Consider the following 18,193-nt stretch of genomic DNA (forward strand, 5'->3'; position numbering starts at 1 on the left):
GCCGATGACGACGGGGTTCGCGATTGAGCGATCACGATCCGGACGCGGCCCTGGTGGCGCGCGTGGGGCGCGGCGACCGTGCCGCGGCGCGGCTGCTGATCACCGCCAAGCTGCCGCGCGTGCTCGCCTTGGCGACGCGGCTGCTGCGCGATCGCGGCGCCGCCGAGGAGGTCGCGCAGGAGACGTTCCTGCGCGCGTGGCGCGGCGCGGGCGACTGGCGGACGGGGCGAGCGCGCTACGACACGTGGCTCCACACGGTGGTGCTCAACCTCTGCCGCGACCGGCTGCGCCGGCGTCGCGAGCTGACCGGCGAGCCGGTGCCCGACCGCGCCGACCCCACGCCCGACGCCGAGCAGACGCTGCTGACCGCGGAGCGCGCGCGGCGCGTCGCGGACGCGATCGCGGCGTTGCCCGAGCGCCAGCGCGAGGCCATCGTGCTGGTCCATTATCAGGACCTCAGCGGCGCGGAGGCGGCCGCCGCGCTGGAGGTGAGCGTCGAGGCGCTGGAGTCGCTGCTGGCGCGCGCGCGGCGCACGCTGCGCGCGCGGTTCGCCGCGGAACAGGAGGCGGAGCGTGACTGATCCACGGGTGGCCGAGCGCTATCGCGCGCTCGCCGAGGTCTATGGCGGCACGATCGCGCGCTGGCCCGCCGCGGAGCGTGCCGCGGCGGCGCGCTGGGCGACGACGCCGGACGGCGCGCGCGCGCTGGCCCAGGCCGAGAAGCTCGACCGGCACCTCGATCTCTGGTCGATCGCGATCGCGCCCGAGGCCGTGGCGAGCCGGATCGCGGCGCGCGCGCCCGCGCCGTCCGTGCTCATGCGGGCGCGCTGGTGGTGGTCGGGCCTCGGGATCGCCGCCGCGCTGGCCGGGGCGGTCGCCGGCACCGCGGGCGCGGCGTTCGTCGGCGCGCCGCGCGACCTCGTCGTCGAGGGCGGCACCGCGTTCGGCGAACTCGGCCTCGCGGAGGAGGGATCGTGAACCGCTGGCACGTCGGGCTGATCGTCTCACTGATCCTCAACCTGTTCCTCGCCGGCGCGCTCGCGGCGGGCTATGTCTCGCTGCGCTACGGACGCGGCATGATCGCCGCGGGTTCGCTCCGGATCGCCGGCGCCGAGCTGCCGCCGGACCAGCGGCGTGCCTATCGCGCCGCGCTCCGCGAGACCCGCCGCGCGATGCGGCCGACCGTGCTGGCCGCTCGGGAGGCCAAGGCGCAGGCGGCGGCGCTGCTCGCCCGTCCGCGCGTTGACCAAGCGGCGGTGCTGGCCGCGCTGGATCGCGCCCGCGTCGCGGACGCCGCGGTGCGCGCGGCGGTGGAGCGTCGCGCGGTCGCCTTCGCCGCCACGCTGCCGCCGGCACAGCGCGCGCGGTTGGCCGAGGCGATGCGGCGGCGCGCCGCCCGGGGGACACAGTAGGCCGCGGCGGGACCGACGGATCGTTCTCGGCGAGGATAGCGTCGGCCCCACGCCACCTTGCGTGACGAACGGGACGCCCTGCTGTACCATCCAAGTGGATGGTGGAGCGAGAACGTGCCGCAGCAGGTGACCAAGGCGCCGGACCGCGAGAAGATCACGATCAATCTCGGCTACGTCGATCTCGGCCAGGTTGACCTGCTCGTCCGGGAAGGCTTCTACAGCAACCGGACGGATTTCATCCGCACGGCCATCCGGCACCAGCTGGAGCGGCATGGCGAGGCGGCGCGTGAATCGGTCAGGCGGCGGCAGCTCCAGCTCGGCCTGTGCCACTTCTCGGCCCATGATCTAGAAGCGGCGCGCGCCGCGGGTGAGGTCCTGGACATCCGCGTGCTGGGCCTGGCCACCATCGCGTCCGACGTCACCCCCGAGCTCGCGCGCGCGGCCATCGGCTCGCTGACCGTGCTGGGCGCGCTCCACGGCGACCCCGCGGTCAAGGCCGCGCTGGCCGATCGCATCGCCTGAGACGGAGAGCGCCCATGACCTTACAGACTGTGATGGCGGAGGCGCTTCAGCGGACCCGGTCCGGCGACCTGATGGGGGCGACGGCGCTGATCCGCGGAGCGGTGGGCGGCGGCGCGGATCCAGCGCCGGTCGTCGAGCCGCGCGATCTCATCATCGATCTCGAGCGCGCTCGTGCCGCGGCCGAGCCCCAGCGTGGGGAACTGCCGCGGGCTGGCGGACGAACTCGGCGTCCTGGTCGCCTATCCACGTCAGACCCAGGCACTACACCCGTTCGGCCAGATCCCGACCTACGAGGACGGCCCGCTCGTCCTGTTCGAGACCGGCGCGATCGTCCTTCACATCGGCGAACGACACGCCGGCCTCCTGCCCGCCGAGCCCGACGCGCGTGCGGTGGAGGGGGATCGTGTCGCCGCCGTCGCGACGCTCGGCAGGTGAGGACCCTCCCGCGACGCGCCAGCCACGGCTTTGTCGCTCACAGGCCGAAGCCGTCGCTGTTCTGCCCGCGCCGCCGCACGCGAGCGGCACGGACCGCGGTCGCGGTATGATAATGGCCGCGCCGCTCGGCGCGGAACACCTGTGCGACGCGCTTGCCGTGGACCATCAGCGGCAGCCCGAGGAGCGCCACGACGAAGAGCGGCACCATCAGCGGCGAACGGTCCAGAGCGAGGCAGGCGGCGCATGCGCCGACGAACAGCGCGAGGCCGGTGGCTCTCCACGCGAGGTCGCGACGGGTCACGGGAACACGCCTCTGATCGACGCCGCGGCAGGGTCGCCGACCACGCGGTCGCCCGCCGCCGAGAGCAGCGCGCCGAGGCCCGCGCGATGATCGTCGCGCGAGGTGCCGTGCCACAGCACGATATCGGCCGGAAAAACCGCTTCCTGCGCGAGCGCCTGCGCCATGTCGACCTGGTCGAAGGTGAGGCCGATCGCGCGATCACGCAGCATGCCCGCGGCTGACCGCGCCCGCGCGATCATCGCCGGTGAGCCGTCGATGCCGCGCGCCTCGATCGCGGTGAAGCCGAGGGCGCGCGCCTCGCGCGCTGCCTCGATCAGCAAGGCGCCGCTGCCGCAATCGGCATCGACGATCCGCACGGAGCAGCGGTGCCGCTGGCGGAGGTCGGCGAGCGCCGCGAGCAGCGGCAGCCAGCGCGGGTCGTCGCGGACCGTGTGCGGGCCAGACACCACCCAGTCGCGCGCCGGGCGGGGATCATCGATGGCCGACATGCCGGCCTTCCTCATCGTCGCTGTCATGCTGGATCTCCTCAGGCCGCGAGCATCAGCGCGCGCTCGCCGGCCGCGTCGGGGTCGAACGGCATGGCGGGGTCGATGGCACGCCCGGCGTGCGCGAAGCTCCGTGCGGCGGGCTGCGAGACGAGGCGGCGGTCGCGTTTGCCCGCGTCATCACGGACGCGCCGTTGGTCGACGTGATCCTGGCCGACGCGGATGACCGGCGCGCGTTCGTCGGGCTGCGCGGGAGCTTCGGACGACATGATCATGGCTGATGCCTTCGATGAACGGGCATCGCGTACCCGCCGAGATCAGCTACGCGCCCTCCCATAGTCTTTCGAGATCGATCCCCGGGATCGGCATAGTGGCGACATAGAGGTGCCGACGACTCGTCGCATGTGGTCGCTCGCTCGCCGAGGGACCGTCAGGCACGGGCCGAGCGAATCCGGGTCAGCCCCTTGGGGAGCGCGGCCCGGGCGGCGGACAGACGCGCGAACCGTGGGTCGGACGCGAGCCCGTCTCCACGCGACGCATCGCCGCCCTCGCGAGCCGCCGACCAGCGGTCGACGGCGGCTTGTCTCAAGACGACACAGGTGCGTCTCGACGTGGGACATCAACCTAGCAGGGGAAGGAGGCCGCGTTTATCTTGCGTGACGGATCCGACGACGTCCGTGGTGCAACGATGAACGATGCCGCCTTCTTCCTCGAATTGGCCGAGCATCTGAGAGACCTGATCGTCGAACATTCCGTCCGCGTCGCCGCTTGGTTCCGCGCATAGTCTCGCCGTGCAGGCCTCGCCTGTCCCGGCATTCGCCGCAGCGACAGCCCGGCCCTTTTTCTGCAGGCGCGTCACTCCAGGCGTAGCCGCGCGCGGGAAAAGCGGTGCGCTCGTGTCGAGCGGCAGGTCCTGGGTGAGGTCCTCCGCCAGCGAGGGGTCGCCCGGTCGCCGCGTGAGGAAAGCGATGAGCGGTAGCCGCAGGCCACGCGCTCGCGCGAGCGGGTCCTCATCGGAGAAGCTCGGTGATCGGTCCCCGATCCAGCCTCTAAGCGGCCAAGCTCGTCTCCAGCGACGCCACGAAGACATCCGACGCCATCGGCCGACCGATCAGATAGCCCTGTGCCATGTCGCAGCCCGCGTCGCGGAGCAGCGCGAGACAGCCGGGCTCCTCGATCCCCTCCGCCACCACCTTGAGCCCGAGCCCGTGCGCGAGGTCGATCGTCGAGCGTACCATCAGCGCGTCGGCCGGGTTGAGGTGCGCGTGCTGGACGAAGCTGCGGTCGATCTTGAGCTCGGACAGCGGCAGCTCGCGCAGATAGGTCAGCGTCGACTGGCCGGTGCCGTAATCGTCCATCGAGATCGCCACTCCTTTGGCGCGGAAGTGGCGCAGGTGCGCCGCGGCGCGCTCGGGGTCGGCCAGCGTGGCCGACTCGGTCACCTCGAAGATCAGCCGGTCGGCCGGCACCGCGCCCGAGTCGAGCAGCGCGTCGACCGCGGTGCTGAACGCCGGCTCGGCGATCAGCATCGCGGAGAGATTGATCGCGACCGAGACGTCGTGCCCCCGCGCGCGCCACGCAGCGAGGTCGGCGACCGCGCGCGCGAGCACGTGAAGCGTCAGCGCGGCGATACGGTCGGCCTGCTCGGCCAGCGGGATGAACAGGTCCGGCCGGATCATCCCGCGCACGGGGTGGCGCCAACGCACCAGCGCCTCGGCGCTGGCGACGCGGTCGGTCGCGAGCGCGAGCTTGGGCTGGTAATGCACCTCGATCTCGCCGTTGGCGATCGCCTGGTCTAGCTCGCCCATCAGCACCAGCCGTCGCTCCAGCGCCTCGGCGTCGACGTGCGCGTGGCGCCAGAAGGCGCCCGCCGCGGCGGCGGCGTCGGCGGCGCGGGTCGCGCTCACCAGCCGGTCGTGGATCGTGCCCTCGCCCGCCGACACGCCGAGATGGACCGCGGCGTCGGCGCGGCGGCCGAGGATCTCGACGGGCTCGGTCAGCGTCGCGCGCAGCGCCGCCACCAGCGCCTCGACGTCGTCCCCCGCCGCCCCCACCGCGAGCAGCCGCTCGCCGACGCGGTAGACCGTGCCGCCCGCGGTGGCGCTCAGCCGGTCGGCGACGCGCAGCAGCAGGTCGTGCCCGGCGCGTTCGCCCAACAGCGTGACGAGCGCGTCGGCGTTGCCCAGCGACGCCACCAGGAGCGGCCGCGGCCCGGCACCGTCCCCGTCGTGGAGCAGCGCGCGGCGGTTGGGCAGGCCGGTGTCCTCGTCGACGCGGCGCTGGCGCTCGAAGCGGCGCGCGAGGTCGAGTGCGACGCGCGCCAGCCCCGCTGCGCCCACCAGCACCAGCGCCGGAGCGAGCGGGAAGACCGACTGCCACGCCACCTGCGCCCACACCGACAGCGTGAACAAGATGATCGGGGCGACCAGCGCGAGCGCCGCCGCGCCCGCGCCGCGCCGCACCAGCAGCATCGGCGCGGCGAGCAGCAGCGCCATCAGCAGCGGCAGCGCACTGCCGCGCTCGCCCGGCACGCCCGCGAGCAGCGTCTCCGCGGCGAGCGCCTGCACCACCACGCCGGGGATCACGCCCCAGTGCGGCGTGGCGTAGCGGTCACCCATCTCGATCGCGGTGGCGCCGATCAGCACGTCGCGCCCGCGCACCGCGGCCGGGTCGAAGCGGCCGTCGCGCACCGCGACGAAGCTCAGCCGCGGCAGCCGCGCCGGGTCGATCCCGCCGTCGATCGGGAAGAAGCTGTCGGCCGCGCCCGAGCGATGCGCGATCAGCGCGGAGAGCGACGGCCGCGGCGTGCCCGCGGTGACGGTGCCGAACGGCGCGCGGCGGACGATCCCGTCGGAGTCGGGCTGCATGCTGACCGAGGCGAGCGCGGCACCCGCGCGCAACGCGGGCAGCGGCAGCGAGTCGATCGTGCGCCGGTCGCCCGAGCGCGCGCGCTGCGCGAAGGTGGGCAGCGCGACCAGGCCGGGCGCACGCGTGATGGCCCGCGCCAGCGCGGCGTCGCCCGCGCCAGGGCCGGCCGAGGAGAAATCGACGTCGAAGGTGATCGACGCGGCGCCCGCGGCGCGGAGCCGGTCGACCGCGTGCGCGTAATGGTCGCGCGACCACGGCCACTCGCGGATCGCGGCGACGCTGGCGGCGTCCATCTCGACGACGACGACCTGCCCGCTCGGCGCGCGCACCCACGCCGCGGCACGCAGCGGGTCGAGCAGCCGGTCGATCCGCTCGCCGATCCCGCTGAGCGCGGTGAGCAGCGCCAGCGCGAGCGCGGCGGCGAGCGCGAGCGCACGGCGGTGGCGCAGCAGCGGTCGGACGCGGGGATTCAGCATGCGAAGGGAGGCTGGCAGGTGATGGGAAGGGGCGCTCCCGTCCCGACCGCGAGAAGGGCAGCTTGACCTGAATCGTCGGCTTTCCCCCGCGCACCACCCCGGCGCACGCCGGGGTCCAGTTGGGCGGACCTCCGTGAATCTAGCCCAGCGTGTCCCACCTCGACCGCGGCGTTCGCCGGGGCGGCAGCCGCGGGAAGGAGATGGCGCCCTGCCACGCTCGCGTCCGTGCCCGCCGCAACGTGCCTACCGTTAGGCATCAGAACACCCGCGACAGCCGCAGCGAGATGCGCGGCCGGCGATTGCCAGTGTCGAACCGGTCGGCGTTGAGCGGGAAGGCGACCTCGACCATGCCGTCGAGCCGACCCGTGCCGCCACGCACGCCCAGCCCGGTCGACGCTAACGTCCCGCCGCCGAACCCGTCGCGCAGGTTGCCGACATGGCCGCCGTCGACGAAGGCATAGCCCTGCGCGCGGTCGATCACGCCGGGCAGCACGCGACCGGCGTCGGCGCGCAGCTCGGCCGAGGCCATCGCCCCCTGGTCGCCGGTGCGCTCGGCATAATCATAGCCGCGCGCGAAGCCCGGCCCGCCCAGCCCGATCTCGGCGGTGGCGAGCAGCGGGCGCGAGGCGAGCTGCGCCGCGCCCGCCAGCACCGCGCTGAACGGGCCGCCGAGCCGCCGCGTATAGTCCATCTGCCACGTCGCCAGCACGAAGCGCGCGTCGCCGTCGGCGCGCGACAGCAGCGCGTCGCCGGCCCGGCTCACCCCCGCGAGCGGCAGCCCGACCACGCCGGCCAGCTCGCCGCGCAGCGCGCCGCCCGCCACCTCCGCCTGGCCGTTGAGCGAGGCGGTGGCGGTGGCGAGTCGATCCCGCCGCAGCCGTACGCCCCTGAGCGTCTGCGTCACCGTCACCGCGCGCAGCTCGGCGCTGCCCCACAGGCTGCGCGCGCGTGTGCGCACCAGCGCGCGCGCGTAGCTCACGGACAGGTCGCCGCTGCGGCCGACCACGTCGAGCGGCGTCAGCGCGGCGCCCGGGTGCGAACGCGCGATCGAGCCGGCCACCGCCACCACCGACCCGGCCGAGTCGACCGGCGCGGCGTAGCGCGCGCGCAGGAAGGCGAACTCGCTCGGCTCGAACGGCGTCTGCGCGACGATCAGCGACAGCTCGTCGCCGTTCCCCGCCAGCCCGCGCAGGCTGGCGAGCAACGTGGAACGCACCGGGCCGACCTCGGCGCTGCCGCGGTTGTCGAGCTGCGCATAGGCGCTGGCGCGGTCGCTCGCGATCGTCACCAGCAGGATGCCGAAGCCGTCCTGGCGGACGTAGCGGGTCTCGGTCACGCGCACGCCGGGCACGTCGCCGACCAGCAGCAGCGCGCGCTCGAGCATCTTCTGGGTGACCGCGCCGCGTCCGGTGAGCGCGTGGACCAGCAGCGTGTCGGCCGCCTCGCTGCGCGCCCCGATCACGCGCACCGCGTCGATCCGGCCGAGCTCGGCCTCGACCTGGAGCACGCCGTCCGCCATCGGCTGCGCCGCGACCGAGGCCGTGGCGAAGGGATAGCCGCGCGCGCGCACCGCGCCCGCGATCTGGCCGGCGAGCGTCGCCAGCGCGCCGCGGTCGAGCGCGCGGCCGATCACCGGCGCGGTCGCGGCGGCGAAGGCCGTGTCGGGGATACCCGCGGCGCCGCTCACCCGCACCGCGCGCACGGGCGGAGTGAGCGTCGTTCCCGCGGCGGCGCGGCTGGCGGCGTCTACCTCTGTCGGCGCCGCGCGCTCGGGCTGCTCGAGCGAGGGGCGCGGCAGCGCGCGCGCCGCGATCGTCGGGTCGGCGCGGTCGAGCGCGGTCTGCGCCGCCGCGGGTGCGCCCGCCAGCGCGGCGCTCCCCAGGAGCGTCAGACGGATCGTGGAAGTAGCTCGCATGCGGACGCCCCTGTTGTCGCGGCGGACCTAGGCGGGGGCGGGTTCCGATTTGGTTACGACAACGGCGGCATTTCGCTAACCATCCGCTCTAAGTTGTTCGCAACGCTCTCCTTCTACTCGGCTGAGTCGGCACGCATGGCGCGCCGAGGGAGATTCACATGCGTAAGCCGATCCTGGCGCTGCTCGCCGCATCCACCGCGGGCATCGCGACCGCCGCGAGCGCCGGCCCTGCCGGCTGGCGGATCAGCGAGGCGATGGGCGACGTGCAGGTGACCCGCGCGGGCGTCTCCACGGTCGCGACGCGCGGCAGTGCGATCGCGGCGGGCGACACCGTCACCACCGCCAAGGGAGCGCGCGCGGTGCTGGTGCGCGGGACCGAGTTCATGCTGGTCGCGCCGGGCTCGCGGCTGACGCTGCCCGCCGCGACCGAGGCCAAGGGGATGACGCGGATCGTCGAGGAGTTCGGCAACGTCGTCTTCATGATCAAGAAGAAGATGACGCCGCACTTCGAGGTGCAGACGCCGTATCTCGCCGCGGTGGTGAAGGGGACGACCTTCAGCGTGAGCGTCGGCGGCGGCGGCAGCGCGCTGCAGGTGATCGAGGGCGCGGTCGAGGTCGCCACCAGCGACGGCGGCGCGCACGACCTGCTCACCCCCGGCGCGGTGGCGCAGGTGGGCGCGGGCGACCGCTTCCGCATGGCGATCGAGCGAGACGGCGTGCGCCGCGTGCTGGACTCGCCGGCGCGACCGCGCGAGACGCCCGCCCCCGCGCTGCCCGCGGCGGTGGAGATCGCCGCGGCGCCCGCGCCCAGCGACACCGCGCCGGACACCGCCGCCGCGGTCTCCGCGCCGACGCCGGTCGCCGCCCCCGCGCTCGCCGCCGCCGACCCGGTGGCCGCGCCCGCGGCGACCGACACGGTGGCCGCGCCCGCGACGGTCATCGCGGTGGCGGAGACGGTCTATGCCGCGCCGGTGGCGCTGGCCGACACCACGGGCGGGCTGGTCAAGGGCACCACGGCGCCGAGCGGCGGCGCGTCCGCGGCGCTCGCCGCGGTGGCGAGCGCGACCCGCACCGCGACCGAGGCGTCCACCGCGGCGGTGAAGGTGGTGGAGGTCGCCGCGGCGGTCGTGACCACGCGCGCCGAGCAGGCGAGCGCGAGCGCGACGGCGGCCAGGAGCGCGGCCGAGACCGCCGCCGCGGCCGAGGCCAAAGCGGGCGCCGAGCGCGCCGCGGCCGAGGCGGCGGCGCAGGCACAGGCGACCGAGGCGGCCGCCAAGGCCTCCGCGCTGGCCGCGGCGCAGGCCGGCGCGGAGCAGGAGCAGGCCGCGGCGGCGCGCGCGGCGGCGGCGTCTCAGGCCGAGGAGAGCGCCAGGGCGGCCCAGGCGGCGCAGGCGGCGCAGCAGCAGGTCGCCGCCGAGCAGGCGGCGCAGGCCGAGGCGCAGGCGCGCGCGATCGCCGACCAGGTAGCGGCAGCGGCGGCACAGGCGCAGGCCGAGGCGTCGGCGGCGTCTTCGGCGCAGGCAGCGCAGGCGGCGCAGCAGGCGGCGGCGGACGCGGCGGCGCGCGCCGCGGTGGCGGTGGCGCAGCAGAGCGCCGCGGAGGCGGCGGGCGATGCCGCGGCGCAGGCGACCGCTGCCCAGGCGGCGCAGGCAGCACAGGCCGCCGCGGCGGCGGCGCAGGCCCAGGCGGCGCAGGCGCAGACGCACGCCGAGGCCGAGGCCAAGGGCGCCGGCAACGCCGCCGCCGCGGCGCTCCAGGCGGCGATCCAGAAGGCCGCGCGCGACGCCGCCAAGGCACTCGCCGACGTCGCCGCGCAGAAGGCGGCGCAGGACGCCGCCCGCGCCGCGGACCAGGCGCAGAAGGCCGCCGACCAGGCCGCCAAGGCGGCCGCCGATCAGGCCGCCAAGGATGCCGAGAAGGCCGCGCGCGACGCCGACAAGGCCGCCAAGGACGCGGACAAGGCCGTGAAGGAGGCCGCGGACAAGGCTGCCAAGGCCGCGGCGGACGCCGCCAAGGAGCAGGAGAAGGCCGCGCGCGACGCGCAGAAGGCAGCCGACGACGCGGCGAAGGCCGCGCAGAAGGCAGCCGAGGACGCCGCCAAGAAGCCGCTTCCCGGCCCGCTCGATCCGCTCAAGCAGGTGGTGGACCTCTTGTTACCCAAGAAGCCCTGACGTCGATATACACCTGGAGCGATGGCGCCGACCGCCCCTCCGGCGGAGGTCGGTGACCCGGTAGCCGCGCGTCGACACCACGTCGTGCGCTGACGAGGGCGGCTCGAGCCGGTCACTGACCTTCTCCATCCCGGCCGCCATCGCGTCGCCGGCCTGTCGATGCCCGTGAAGGTCAGCGATTGTCCGGCATCGGCTCCGACAGCGTCGGCGCTCCCCACGCGGCGTCAGCCTCGAACATGGCGCATCCACGCTCCCGAAACATCTCTAACGCGATCGGGCGAATGAACGCGCACGAGCACGGCCGACGGCCCGAAGGGGCTCCGATGCGCCTCCTGTCATGGTCGAGATGCGCAAGTTCTGGCAGATCGCCCGACGACGATCACTCGCCCTTCATCTCTGCCTGAGCGACCGCTTCGCCCATCTCCCAAAAGTTCCGAGCACGCACGAATATTTAGTTTCATTGCGCCGTGCATCCGCCCGCGGGCGGCGGCCGTAGCTCCGCTCGCCTGCGCCACAAGAAGGCACGTGGGCCAAGGGAGGTGCCGAACATGACACAGCAGGACCTGGTGATCGAGGCGCTCGACGCGCGCAGTCAGCGACGCACCGACAGGCGCGCGCTCTTCACCGCAGCGCTCGGCGTGGCCGCCGTGGGCTCTGCGTTCGCCTACGCTAACCCTGCTCTGGCGCAGACCAGCGTCACGGACGCCGACGTACTGAACTTCGCGCTCAACCTCGAGTATCTCGAGGCGCAATTCTACCTGTACGCGGTCAACGGCACCGGACTGCCATCGACCCTGACCGGCAGCGGCAGCACCGCCGGCGGCACCGTGACGGGCGGCGCCAAGGTGGACTTCTCGGGCGATCCCAACGTCGGCGCCTATGCGCGCGAGATCGCGGCGGACGAGCAGGCGCACGTCAACTTCCTGCGCACCGCGCTCGGGTCGTCGGCGGTGGCGATGCCCAACATCAACATCTCCGGCGAGGCCGACGGCCCGTTCACCGCGGCGGCGCGCGCCGCCGGCGTGGTCGGCGCGAACGCGACCTTCAACCCCTATGCCGACCCGACCAGCTTCCTGCTCGGCGCCTTCATCTTCGAGGACGTCGGCGTGACCGCCTACAAGGGCGCCGCGCCGCTGCTGAGCAACAAGACCTTCCTGGAGGCCGCGGCGGGCATCCTCGCGGTCGAGGCCTATCACGCCGCGATCGTCCGCACGACGCTGTACGCCAAGGGCGTGCCCGCGCTGATCCAGGCGACCGAGCAGATCTCGGGGGCGCGCGACGCGCTCGACGGCAGCCCGACCGAGGATCAGGTCCGCGGCATCGCCCCCGACGACGACCAGGGCATCGCGCCGACCGGCAGCGGCGCCACGCTGACCTCGAACATCGTGCCGCTGAACGCCAACGGCCTCGCCTACAGCCGAACCACCGGACAGGTGCTCAACATCGTCTACCTCGACGCCGGCACCGCGACCATGGGCGGGTTCTTCCCCAACGGCGTCAACGGCAACATCCGATCGACCACGTGAGCGTGGGGCCGCTTCCCGGCATCCCCGTCTCTCCTCCATCACAGGAACCACGCACATGATCGATCATCGCAAGGCCCTCGACCTGCTCGCCGCGGCGGACACGCGCCGCGCGGCGCGGCGCCGCTTCCTCAAGGTGGCGGGCGGCGGCACGCTCGCGCTCGGCAGCGCCAGCCTGCTGGCCGGCTGCTTCGACTCCGAGGAGGACGACGCTCCCAGTCCCACGCCGACGCCGACCCCCACCCCCGCCGCGGTGACGGACAGCGACATCCTCAACCTCGCGCTCAACCTCGAATATCTCGAGGCGCAATATTATCTGTTCGCCGTCAACGGCAGCGGGCTGGCGGCCAACCTGACCGCGAGCGGCACGGGCACCGCGGGCGGCAGCGTCACCGGCGGCGCGAAGGTGGACTTCTCGGGGGACGCCCTCGTCGGCGCCTATGCCCGCGAGATCGCGGCGGACGAGGCGGCGCACGTCAATTTCCTTCGCGCGGCGCTCGGCTCCGCCGCGATCGCCATGCCCAACATCAACATCTCCGGTGACTCGAGCGGGGCGTTCACCGCCGCGGCGCGGGCGGCGGGCGTGATCGGCTCGAGCGAGACCTTCAACCCTTATTCCTCGCCCGAGAACTTCCTGCTGGGAGCGTATCTGTTCGAGGACGTCGGCGTCACCGCCTACAAGGGCGCCGCGCCGCTGCTCTCGAGCAAGGTCTTCCTCGAGGCCGCCGCGGGCATCCTCGCCGCCGAGGCCTATCACGCCGGCCTGGTGCGGACGGTCCTCTACGCCAAGGGCATCTCCACCCCCGCGCTGATCACGGCGACCACCAAGATCTCCGACGCGCGCGACGCGCTCGACCAGGGGAGCGACACGGACCAGGGCCTCGTCGGAACGAACGGCGCCGCCAATCTCGTGCCCGCCGACGCGGACGCGATCGCCTACAGCCGCAACAGCCGCCAGGTGCACAACATCGTCTACCTCAACGCCACCGGCGCCAATCTGAACGGCGGCGGTTTCTTCCCCAACGGGACGAACAACCCCAACCCGACGCTGCGAGTGGGCCTGCCCTGAGCCGGGGCGCTCGCCGACGACGGACATGATGACGGTGCGGGGGGAGGCAGCGGCCTCCTCCCGATCACGATTTCAAGGGAGTGAGACATGAAGGTGATCGGATTGACGGGTGCGGCGCTGCTCGCCGCCTTCGCGGTGCCGGCGACGGCGCAGGAGAGCGACGGCGGCTTCAACGGCATCTATGTCGGCGCGGCCGGCGGCTACGACGTCCAGCCCAATGACGGCGGCACCTCACGCGTGCTGTTCGACCGCAACCTGGACGGGCAATATGGCGATGTCGTGCGCACCGGCTCGGGCGCCGACGCGTTCGGCCCGGGCTTCTGCGGCGGCCAGGCCGCCAACCAGCTCAGCCCGGCGAACGGCGGTCGCTGCACCAACGACAAGGACGACTGGGCCTATTACGGGCGGATCGGCTTCGACGCGCAGCGCGGCCGCGTCGTCGTCGGCGTGGTGGGCGAGTTCGGCACGACGAACATCACCGATGGCGTGAGCGCCTTCTCCAGCACGCCCGCGAGCTACGTGTTCAACCGTGGCATCGACTGGGAGGCAGGCGTCCGCGCCCGCGCGGGCTACACGCCGAACGACACCACGCTGTTCTACGGGGCGTTCGGCCCGGGCTACGCGCGGATCGATCGCGCGTTCGGCTCGACCAACGCGACCAACACGTTCGATGGCACCGGCAAGCGCAACCAGTTCGGCTTCCAGGCGGGTGGCGGCATCGAGCAGCGGCTCGGCCGGCATTTCTCGGTCGGGCTGGAATATATCTACCATCAGTATCGTGACGACGATTACGTCGTCCGCGCCGCCGGCCCCGCGGGCACGCCCTTCACCAACGCCAACAACGGCGGCAGCGCGTCGGGCACGGACTTCATCCGCAGCGACGACAAGTTCCGCTGGCACTCGCTGCGCGCCACCGCCGCTTTCCGCTTCTGACAACGGCCGAGCACGCCGCTGCGCCCCCGCGGGTCGCGGCGGCGCTCGGCCGGGCGCGCGTCTCTCGAAAGGCCGGTCCGTTGAGCCGATATCGCGTCAAACGCAAGCTTCTGCTCGACGGCGGCCGCCGGGTGCTGCTGTACTTCTGGGGCCATGAGACCGCGGCGCGGATCCACAACCTGGAATGCCTCGACGAGAAGAACGAGCTGGTCTGGCGCGCCGCGCTGCCGCCCTCCGAGATCCCCGACTGTTTCGTGTCGATCGAACGCGACGGAGACGCGTTAGCGGCTCACACGTTCAGCGGACATCGCCTGATCATCTGTTCGACGTCGGGAGCGACCTTGGCGTCGGCGTGACGGGTGCCGCGGACGACGATCGCGTTCAGCAGAAGCGCATCAGGGACGACGACGATCAGATATCGAGCGTAGCTCGAATGATCGACGCCGACACCTGATCATCAGAAGTCGAGACCTCGCCGCTCCACCTCGGCTGCAAGAAGATCCAGGCGGGGATCATGCGACTCGTAGGTCAGCTTCATCCATTCGGTGAGCAGCTCCTGATCGGTCCAGCCGGCAAGCTCGTCGGAGGTTGGCACTGATACGGGGTCTTCCATCGAGCCACCCTAGGCCAGATTCCCTCCGACGCAAGAACGGCGTCCCGCGCCCGGTCGCGACACGGATGAGGCCGCGACGATCGACGGCAGCCTCGGGAGGTGACCTCCCGGACGCCAACTGGTTGGTCACAGGCGGGAGACCCACCTGGATTAATCCCTGCCCGTCTTTACCTGTCACGTTCCGGCACATACCGCCAGGACGTAGCCCACCTCGCGCCTGGCCGCCGAGGGCGCCGGCCTTTCCAGCCGGCGACGTGCTCCCGACCGTGCGCCCGCCGTCCTCCCCCCTCCGCGCGAGACAGCTGCGCCGGGAACAAAGCCGCGTTCACGACGCTCAACTCATGAGCGGGCGGTCGTGACGGAGGACGTCAATGATTATGTCTCGCCTGACCATGGGTGCCGTTGCCACCCTACCGTTCGTCGTCGCGATGCCGGCCTGCGCGGAGAGTGGTCCGTTCGGTGTCGCGCCGGTCGCCGCCGTGGAGCTGCACGACGCACGCGGGGGCTATTCCCTCACACGAGGCGAGGTGCGGCAGATGGTGCGCGACCAGCTCGCGGCCTATGATCGACAGACTGGCCAGATCGCGGTGGTCACGTTCGACAATTGGTCGTTCGACGTCGGGCTGCCGCTGATCGCGGCCAATATCGGCAGATAGCCGAGCTGGTGAACGCCGCGGGATCGATCGCGGGCGAGCGCGCCTCATATCGCCGATGATGAGCGCGTGCGGGACACACGCCGTGCGGTCCCGCAGCCTCTCCGGGGCACGCGGCGATCGGGGCGTCACGTCCTCAGCAAACGGCCAGTTTCGCGAAGGCTTCCGCGTTGACCTCGGCACGTCCGTAGCGAAACCCCTGTCCCATGTCGCAGCCCATGCGCTGCAACAGCTCCTCCTGTTCGACCGTCTCGATCCCCTCGGCGATCACCGTCATGCCCATGGTGCGGGCCAAATTCAGGATGGCCTGAATGATGCCGCGGCTCTTGCCGCTGTCGTCCATCGCCGCGACGAACGACCGGTCGATCTTCAAGGCGTCGAACGGCAGCGACTGGAGGTAGCTGAGTGAGGAGAAGCCGGTCCCGAAGTCGTCGAGGCTGGTCTTCACGCCCCAGGCTCTGATCTCCTCGAGGATCGCCGATGTCCGCGCGGCATCCATGATCGCCACGCCCTCCGTCACCTCCAGCCGCACGGCCGCCGGCGTCACGCCCGTCTCCATCAGCACGGCATGGACCCGGGCGACGAACTCCGGCTGGAGGAACTGTTGCGGCGAGATGTTGATGCTGACGAACGGCAACCGCTCGCCACCGGTCCGCCAATGCCAGGAGGCGGCCTGCGCGCACGCCTCGCGGAGTACCCAGTCGCCGATGAAGAGGATCAGCCCGGTCTCCTCGGCGACGTCGATGAACTCCGCTGGCGACAGCAGACCGCGCACGGGATGGTTCCAGCGGATGAGCGCCTCGAAGCCGCAGATACTATCGGGATCGTCCAGTGAGACGATCGGTTGGTAGTGGAGCACGAACTGCCGCTCGGCGATCGCCTTGCGCAGTTCGTGCTCGACCTGGGTGCGTTGACGCACCTGCGTTCCGAGCTGCTCGGTGAAGGTGACGGACTGTCCGCGACCCTGCGACTTGGCACGGTACATCGCGAGATCGGCGTCCCGCAGCATCTGCTCGACATCGGCATAGGTGGGGTTGCTGAAGGCGATGCCGACGGAGGCCTGGCAGCGCATGTGCGTGCCGGCGAGGACGCTGGGCGCAGCGAGGCAGCGGTGGATCGCCTCGGCCAACCGACCGACCGCGGCGCCGTCGACGACATCGTCGACCAGGACGTTGAACTCGTCGCCGCCTACCCGCGCGAGCGTCGCTCGCCAGCTCGCGCCGACGTCTCGGGCCGCCTCTTCCGCGGCGGCGATGCAGGCCTGCATCCGGGTCGCGACATCGATGAGAAGCGCGTCGCCGGCCTGGTGGCCGAGCGAGTCGTTGACCGACTTGAAGCCGTCGAGATCGACGACCATCACCGCCATGCAGGCGTGCGGGTTCGCCTTCATGCGAACGAAGGCGTTCTCGGCCCGCTCCATGAACAGGGTGCGGTTCGGCAGCCGCGTCATCGCGTCGTGCAGCGCGTCGTGGATCAGCCCGCGACGGGCACGGTCCCGCTCGATGACCCGGCCGAGCTGCGTGCCGATCTGACCCATGATGCCGAGCAGATCCTCGTCGGGGACGATCAGCCGTCGCGCGAAGAACTCGAGCACGCCCGCCACCTCGTCGCCCACCATCACCGGGAAAGCGCAGGCTGCCGCGAGTCCACAGTGCGCCGCGACGGGCAGGCGGGGGAAGTTGGCGTCCGCCGTCACGTCGTCGATCCAGTGCGGGCGAACGTCGGCGAGTATCCTCCCCGGCAGTCCGACCCCCGTCTCAAAGCGCACGTGACGCGAGGCCTCGACGAACGGGAACATCGCGTCGGGATCGGCGGCATACCAGACGTCGCAGCCGGTCACGGCGCCGTCCTGCGCGCTCACGAGGAGCGCGTTGCCGAATGCCCAATCCATGTGGCGGCAGATCTCGGTCACGGCGACGCGCAACGCCGCCTCGATCTCGGCCGTCCGGTTGGCGCCGTCCGTGATGCGCTGGAGCAACAGCAGGCGCTGCTGGCTCTCGTAGAGCCGCCTCAGCCCTTGTTCGGCGATCGCCTCGGCTTCGATCCTGGCCGCACGCTCGCGAACGACCCGGCGCTCGGCGCGCGCGAGCCGAGCGTCGAGGTCATCGTCCCGAGGCGGAGCGCAATGCTTCAATGAAGCCAGCGAACCGCCAGGCGACACACCGGATTGCCCTCCAGCATGCACGCCATGTGCTCGATCTCCACCTGCTCCCCGAAGCGATCAGCCGCACCTTCGACGAAGCCGTGCGCCAGATGGCACATCTGCCGCGGCGACCGATAGCCGATGACGAGGCGCCCCTCGCCGTCATTGCTGAAGTTGAACTGCGGGCAACCCGCGCCCGAGTAGAGCTTCCGCACCTCGGGATGGATGATGTCGTTGACGCTCAAGATGAAGCTGCGGGCCGAGACGTGGCCGGCGAAGAACGGCTGGTAACGCTCCGCCAGCATCGGCATCGCCGCGCGGCCGAACCAACGGAGAACGTCCGCTGCCTCGAGATCGAGCTGCCTGGCAGCGGCTCCCACGAGCGCGACGATCTCGCTGTCCGGGTAGCTGCCGAGCGACGTGTAGGCGCCGTGCACACCGGCTTCCTCCAGCAGGTCGATCCAGACATCGTCCCCATAAGCGTCGGTGACGGCCTGCTCCAGGAGATTGAACACTACACCCTTCACCGCGCGCTCCCCGCCAAGCGTTGCCGCCCCGTTGGTTGGCGTGATCTAAACGGGTTAAGATCCGGTGTCCGGGCCTCGCGCCGGCGAGCCTCTACCAGCAGCGCGACCTGCGGCCGACCGTCGCGCTCGACGCGCTGGTCGCCGGGG

At 72.4% G+C, this 18,193-nt stretch carries 19 protein-coding genes; 11 read left to right on the forward strand and 8 right to left on the reverse strand.

The window, feature by feature from the left end:
• The first annotated feature begins 23 nt into the window (after positions 1–23).
• From KZ813_RS05955 to KZ813_RS05975, 5 genes are all read left to right on the forward strand, one after another.
• Entirely contained in the window at positions 24–581 is a 558-nt protein-coding gene (locus KZ813_RS05955; RefSeq protein WP_219754050.1) for an RNA polymerase sigma factor, read from the forward strand.
• Entirely contained in the window at positions 574–978 is a 405-nt protein-coding gene (locus KZ813_RS05960) for a hypothetical protein (protein WP_219754051.1), read from the forward strand. The genes KZ813_RS05955 and KZ813_RS05960 overlap by 8 nt, the downstream gene beginning before the upstream one ends.
• Positions 975–1,412: a periplasmic heavy metal sensor gene (locus KZ813_RS05965; protein ID WP_219754052.1), complete on the forward strand. Its 438-nt coding sequence runs from the start codon at positions 975–977 to the stop codon at positions 1,410–1,412. The genes KZ813_RS05960 and KZ813_RS05965 overlap by 4 nt, the downstream gene beginning before the upstream one ends.
• A gap of 126 nt (positions 1,413–1,538) precedes the next feature.
• Positions 1,539–1,934 (forward strand): ribbon-helix-helix domain-containing protein, encoded by a 396-nt coding sequence (locus KZ813_RS05970; RefSeq protein WP_373369263.1) that lies wholly within the window; start codon positions 1,539–1,541, stop codon positions 1,932–1,934.
• 171 nt (positions 1,935–2,105) lie between these two features.
• Positions 2,106–2,369, forward strand: coding sequence for a glutathione S-transferase family protein (locus KZ813_RS05975; RefSeq protein WP_219754054.1), 264 nt, complete (start codon positions 2,106–2,108; stop codon positions 2,367–2,369).
• A gap of 37 nt (positions 2,370–2,406) precedes the next feature.
• Here the strand turns inward: KZ813_RS05975 and KZ813_RS05980 are convergent, their stop codons facing one another.
• The 5 genes from KZ813_RS05980 to KZ813_RS06000 form a co-directional block, all read right to left on the reverse strand.
• The gene (locus KZ813_RS05980) at positions 2,407–2,670 is read right to left on the reverse strand and encodes a hypothetical protein (RefSeq protein WP_219754055.1); all 264 of its coding nucleotides are present in this window, start codon (positions 2,668–2,670) and stop codon (positions 2,407–2,409) included.
• On the reverse strand, positions 2,667–3,158 hold the full coding sequence (locus KZ813_RS05985) for a methyltransferase domain-containing protein (RefSeq protein WP_219754056.1): 492 nt from the start codon (positions 3,156–3,158) through the stop codon (positions 2,667–2,669). The genes KZ813_RS05980 and KZ813_RS05985 overlap by 4 nt, the downstream gene beginning before the upstream one ends.
• 38 nt (positions 3,159–3,196) lie before the next feature.
• Positions 3,197–3,430: a hypothetical protein gene (locus KZ813_RS05990; protein ID WP_219754057.1), complete on the reverse strand. Its 234-nt coding sequence runs from the start codon at positions 3,428–3,430 to the stop codon at positions 3,197–3,199.
• A gap of 774 nt (positions 3,431–4,204) precedes the next feature.
• Positions 4,205–6,499 carry a putative bifunctional diguanylate cyclase/phosphodiesterase gene (locus tag KZ813_RS05995; RefSeq protein WP_219754058.1) on the reverse strand — a complete coding sequence of 765 codons (2,295 nt, stop codon included), beginning with the start codon at positions 6,497–6,499 and terminating at the stop codon, positions 4,205–4,207.
• A 256-nt stretch (positions 6,500–6,755) separates the two neighbouring features.
• Positions 6,756–8,414 (reverse strand): ShlB/FhaC/HecB family hemolysin secretion/activation protein, encoded by a 1,659-nt coding sequence (locus tag KZ813_RS06000; protein WP_219754059.1) that lies wholly within the window; start codon positions 8,412–8,414, stop codon positions 6,756–6,758.
• A 158-nt stretch (positions 8,415–8,572) separates the two neighbouring features.
• Between KZ813_RS06000 and KZ813_RS06005 the strand changes: the two genes are divergently transcribed.
• From KZ813_RS06005 to KZ813_RS06025, 5 genes are all read left to right on the forward strand, one after another.
• Positions 8,573–10,585: a FecR domain-containing protein gene (locus KZ813_RS06005; protein WP_219754060.1), complete on the forward strand. Its 2,013-nt coding sequence runs from the start codon at positions 8,573–8,575 to the stop codon at positions 10,583–10,585.
• Between the two features lie 548 nt (positions 10,586–11,133).
• Positions 11,134–12,111 carry a ferritin-like domain-containing protein gene (locus tag KZ813_RS06010; RefSeq protein ID WP_219754061.1) on the forward strand — a complete coding sequence of 326 codons (978 nt, stop codon included), beginning with the start codon at positions 11,134–11,136 and terminating at the stop codon, positions 12,109–12,111.
• Between the two features lie 55 nt (positions 12,112–12,166).
• Positions 12,167–13,177 (forward strand): ferritin-like domain-containing protein, encoded by a 1,011-nt coding sequence (locus KZ813_RS06015; protein ID WP_219754062.1) that lies wholly within the window; start codon positions 12,167–12,169, stop codon positions 13,175–13,177.
• Between the two features lie 87 nt (positions 13,178–13,264).
• Entirely contained in the window at positions 13,265–14,110 is an 846-nt protein-coding gene (locus KZ813_RS06020; protein ID WP_219754063.1) for an outer membrane protein, read from the forward strand.
• 80 nt (positions 14,111–14,190) lie between these two features.
• On the forward strand, positions 14,191–14,466 hold the full coding sequence (locus KZ813_RS06025) for a hypothetical protein (RefSeq protein ID WP_219754064.1): 276 nt from the start codon (positions 14,191–14,193) through the stop codon (positions 14,464–14,466).
• Positions 14,467–14,567: 101 nt separating this feature from the next.
• On the opposite strand, the gene KZ813_RS06030 is transcribed toward KZ813_RS06025, so the two are convergent.
• Positions 14,568–14,723, reverse strand: coding sequence for a hypothetical protein (locus tag KZ813_RS06030; protein ID WP_219754065.1), 156 nt, complete (start codon positions 14,721–14,723; stop codon positions 14,568–14,570).
• A 377-nt stretch (positions 14,724–15,100) separates the two neighbouring features.
• On the opposite strand from KZ813_RS06030, the gene KZ813_RS06035 reads away from it, so the two are divergent.
• Positions 15,101–15,379: a hypothetical protein gene (locus KZ813_RS06035; RefSeq protein WP_219754066.1), complete on the forward strand. Its 279-nt coding sequence runs from the start codon at positions 15,101–15,103 to the stop codon at positions 15,377–15,379.
• A 133-nt stretch (positions 15,380–15,512) separates the two neighbouring features.
• Here the strand turns inward: KZ813_RS06035 and KZ813_RS06040 are convergent, their stop codons facing one another.
• Positions 15,513–17,537: a putative bifunctional diguanylate cyclase/phosphodiesterase gene (locus KZ813_RS06040; protein ID WP_308461795.1), complete on the reverse strand. Its 2,025-nt coding sequence runs from the start codon at positions 17,535–17,537 to the stop codon at positions 15,513–15,515.
• A complete protein-coding gene (locus KZ813_RS06045; protein ID WP_219754067.1) occupies positions 17,507–18,046 on the reverse strand; it encodes a heme NO-binding domain-containing protein in 540 nt (179 codons plus the stop codon). Before KZ813_RS06045 ends, KZ813_RS06040 begins: the two co-directional genes overlap by 31 nt.
• Between the last annotated feature and the right edge of the window lie 147 nt (positions 18,047–18,193).

Source organism: Sphingomonas folli (assembly GCF_019429525.1).
Lineage (GTDB): Bacteria > Pseudomonadota > Alphaproteobacteria > Sphingomonadales > Sphingomonadaceae > Sphingomonas > Sphingomonas folii.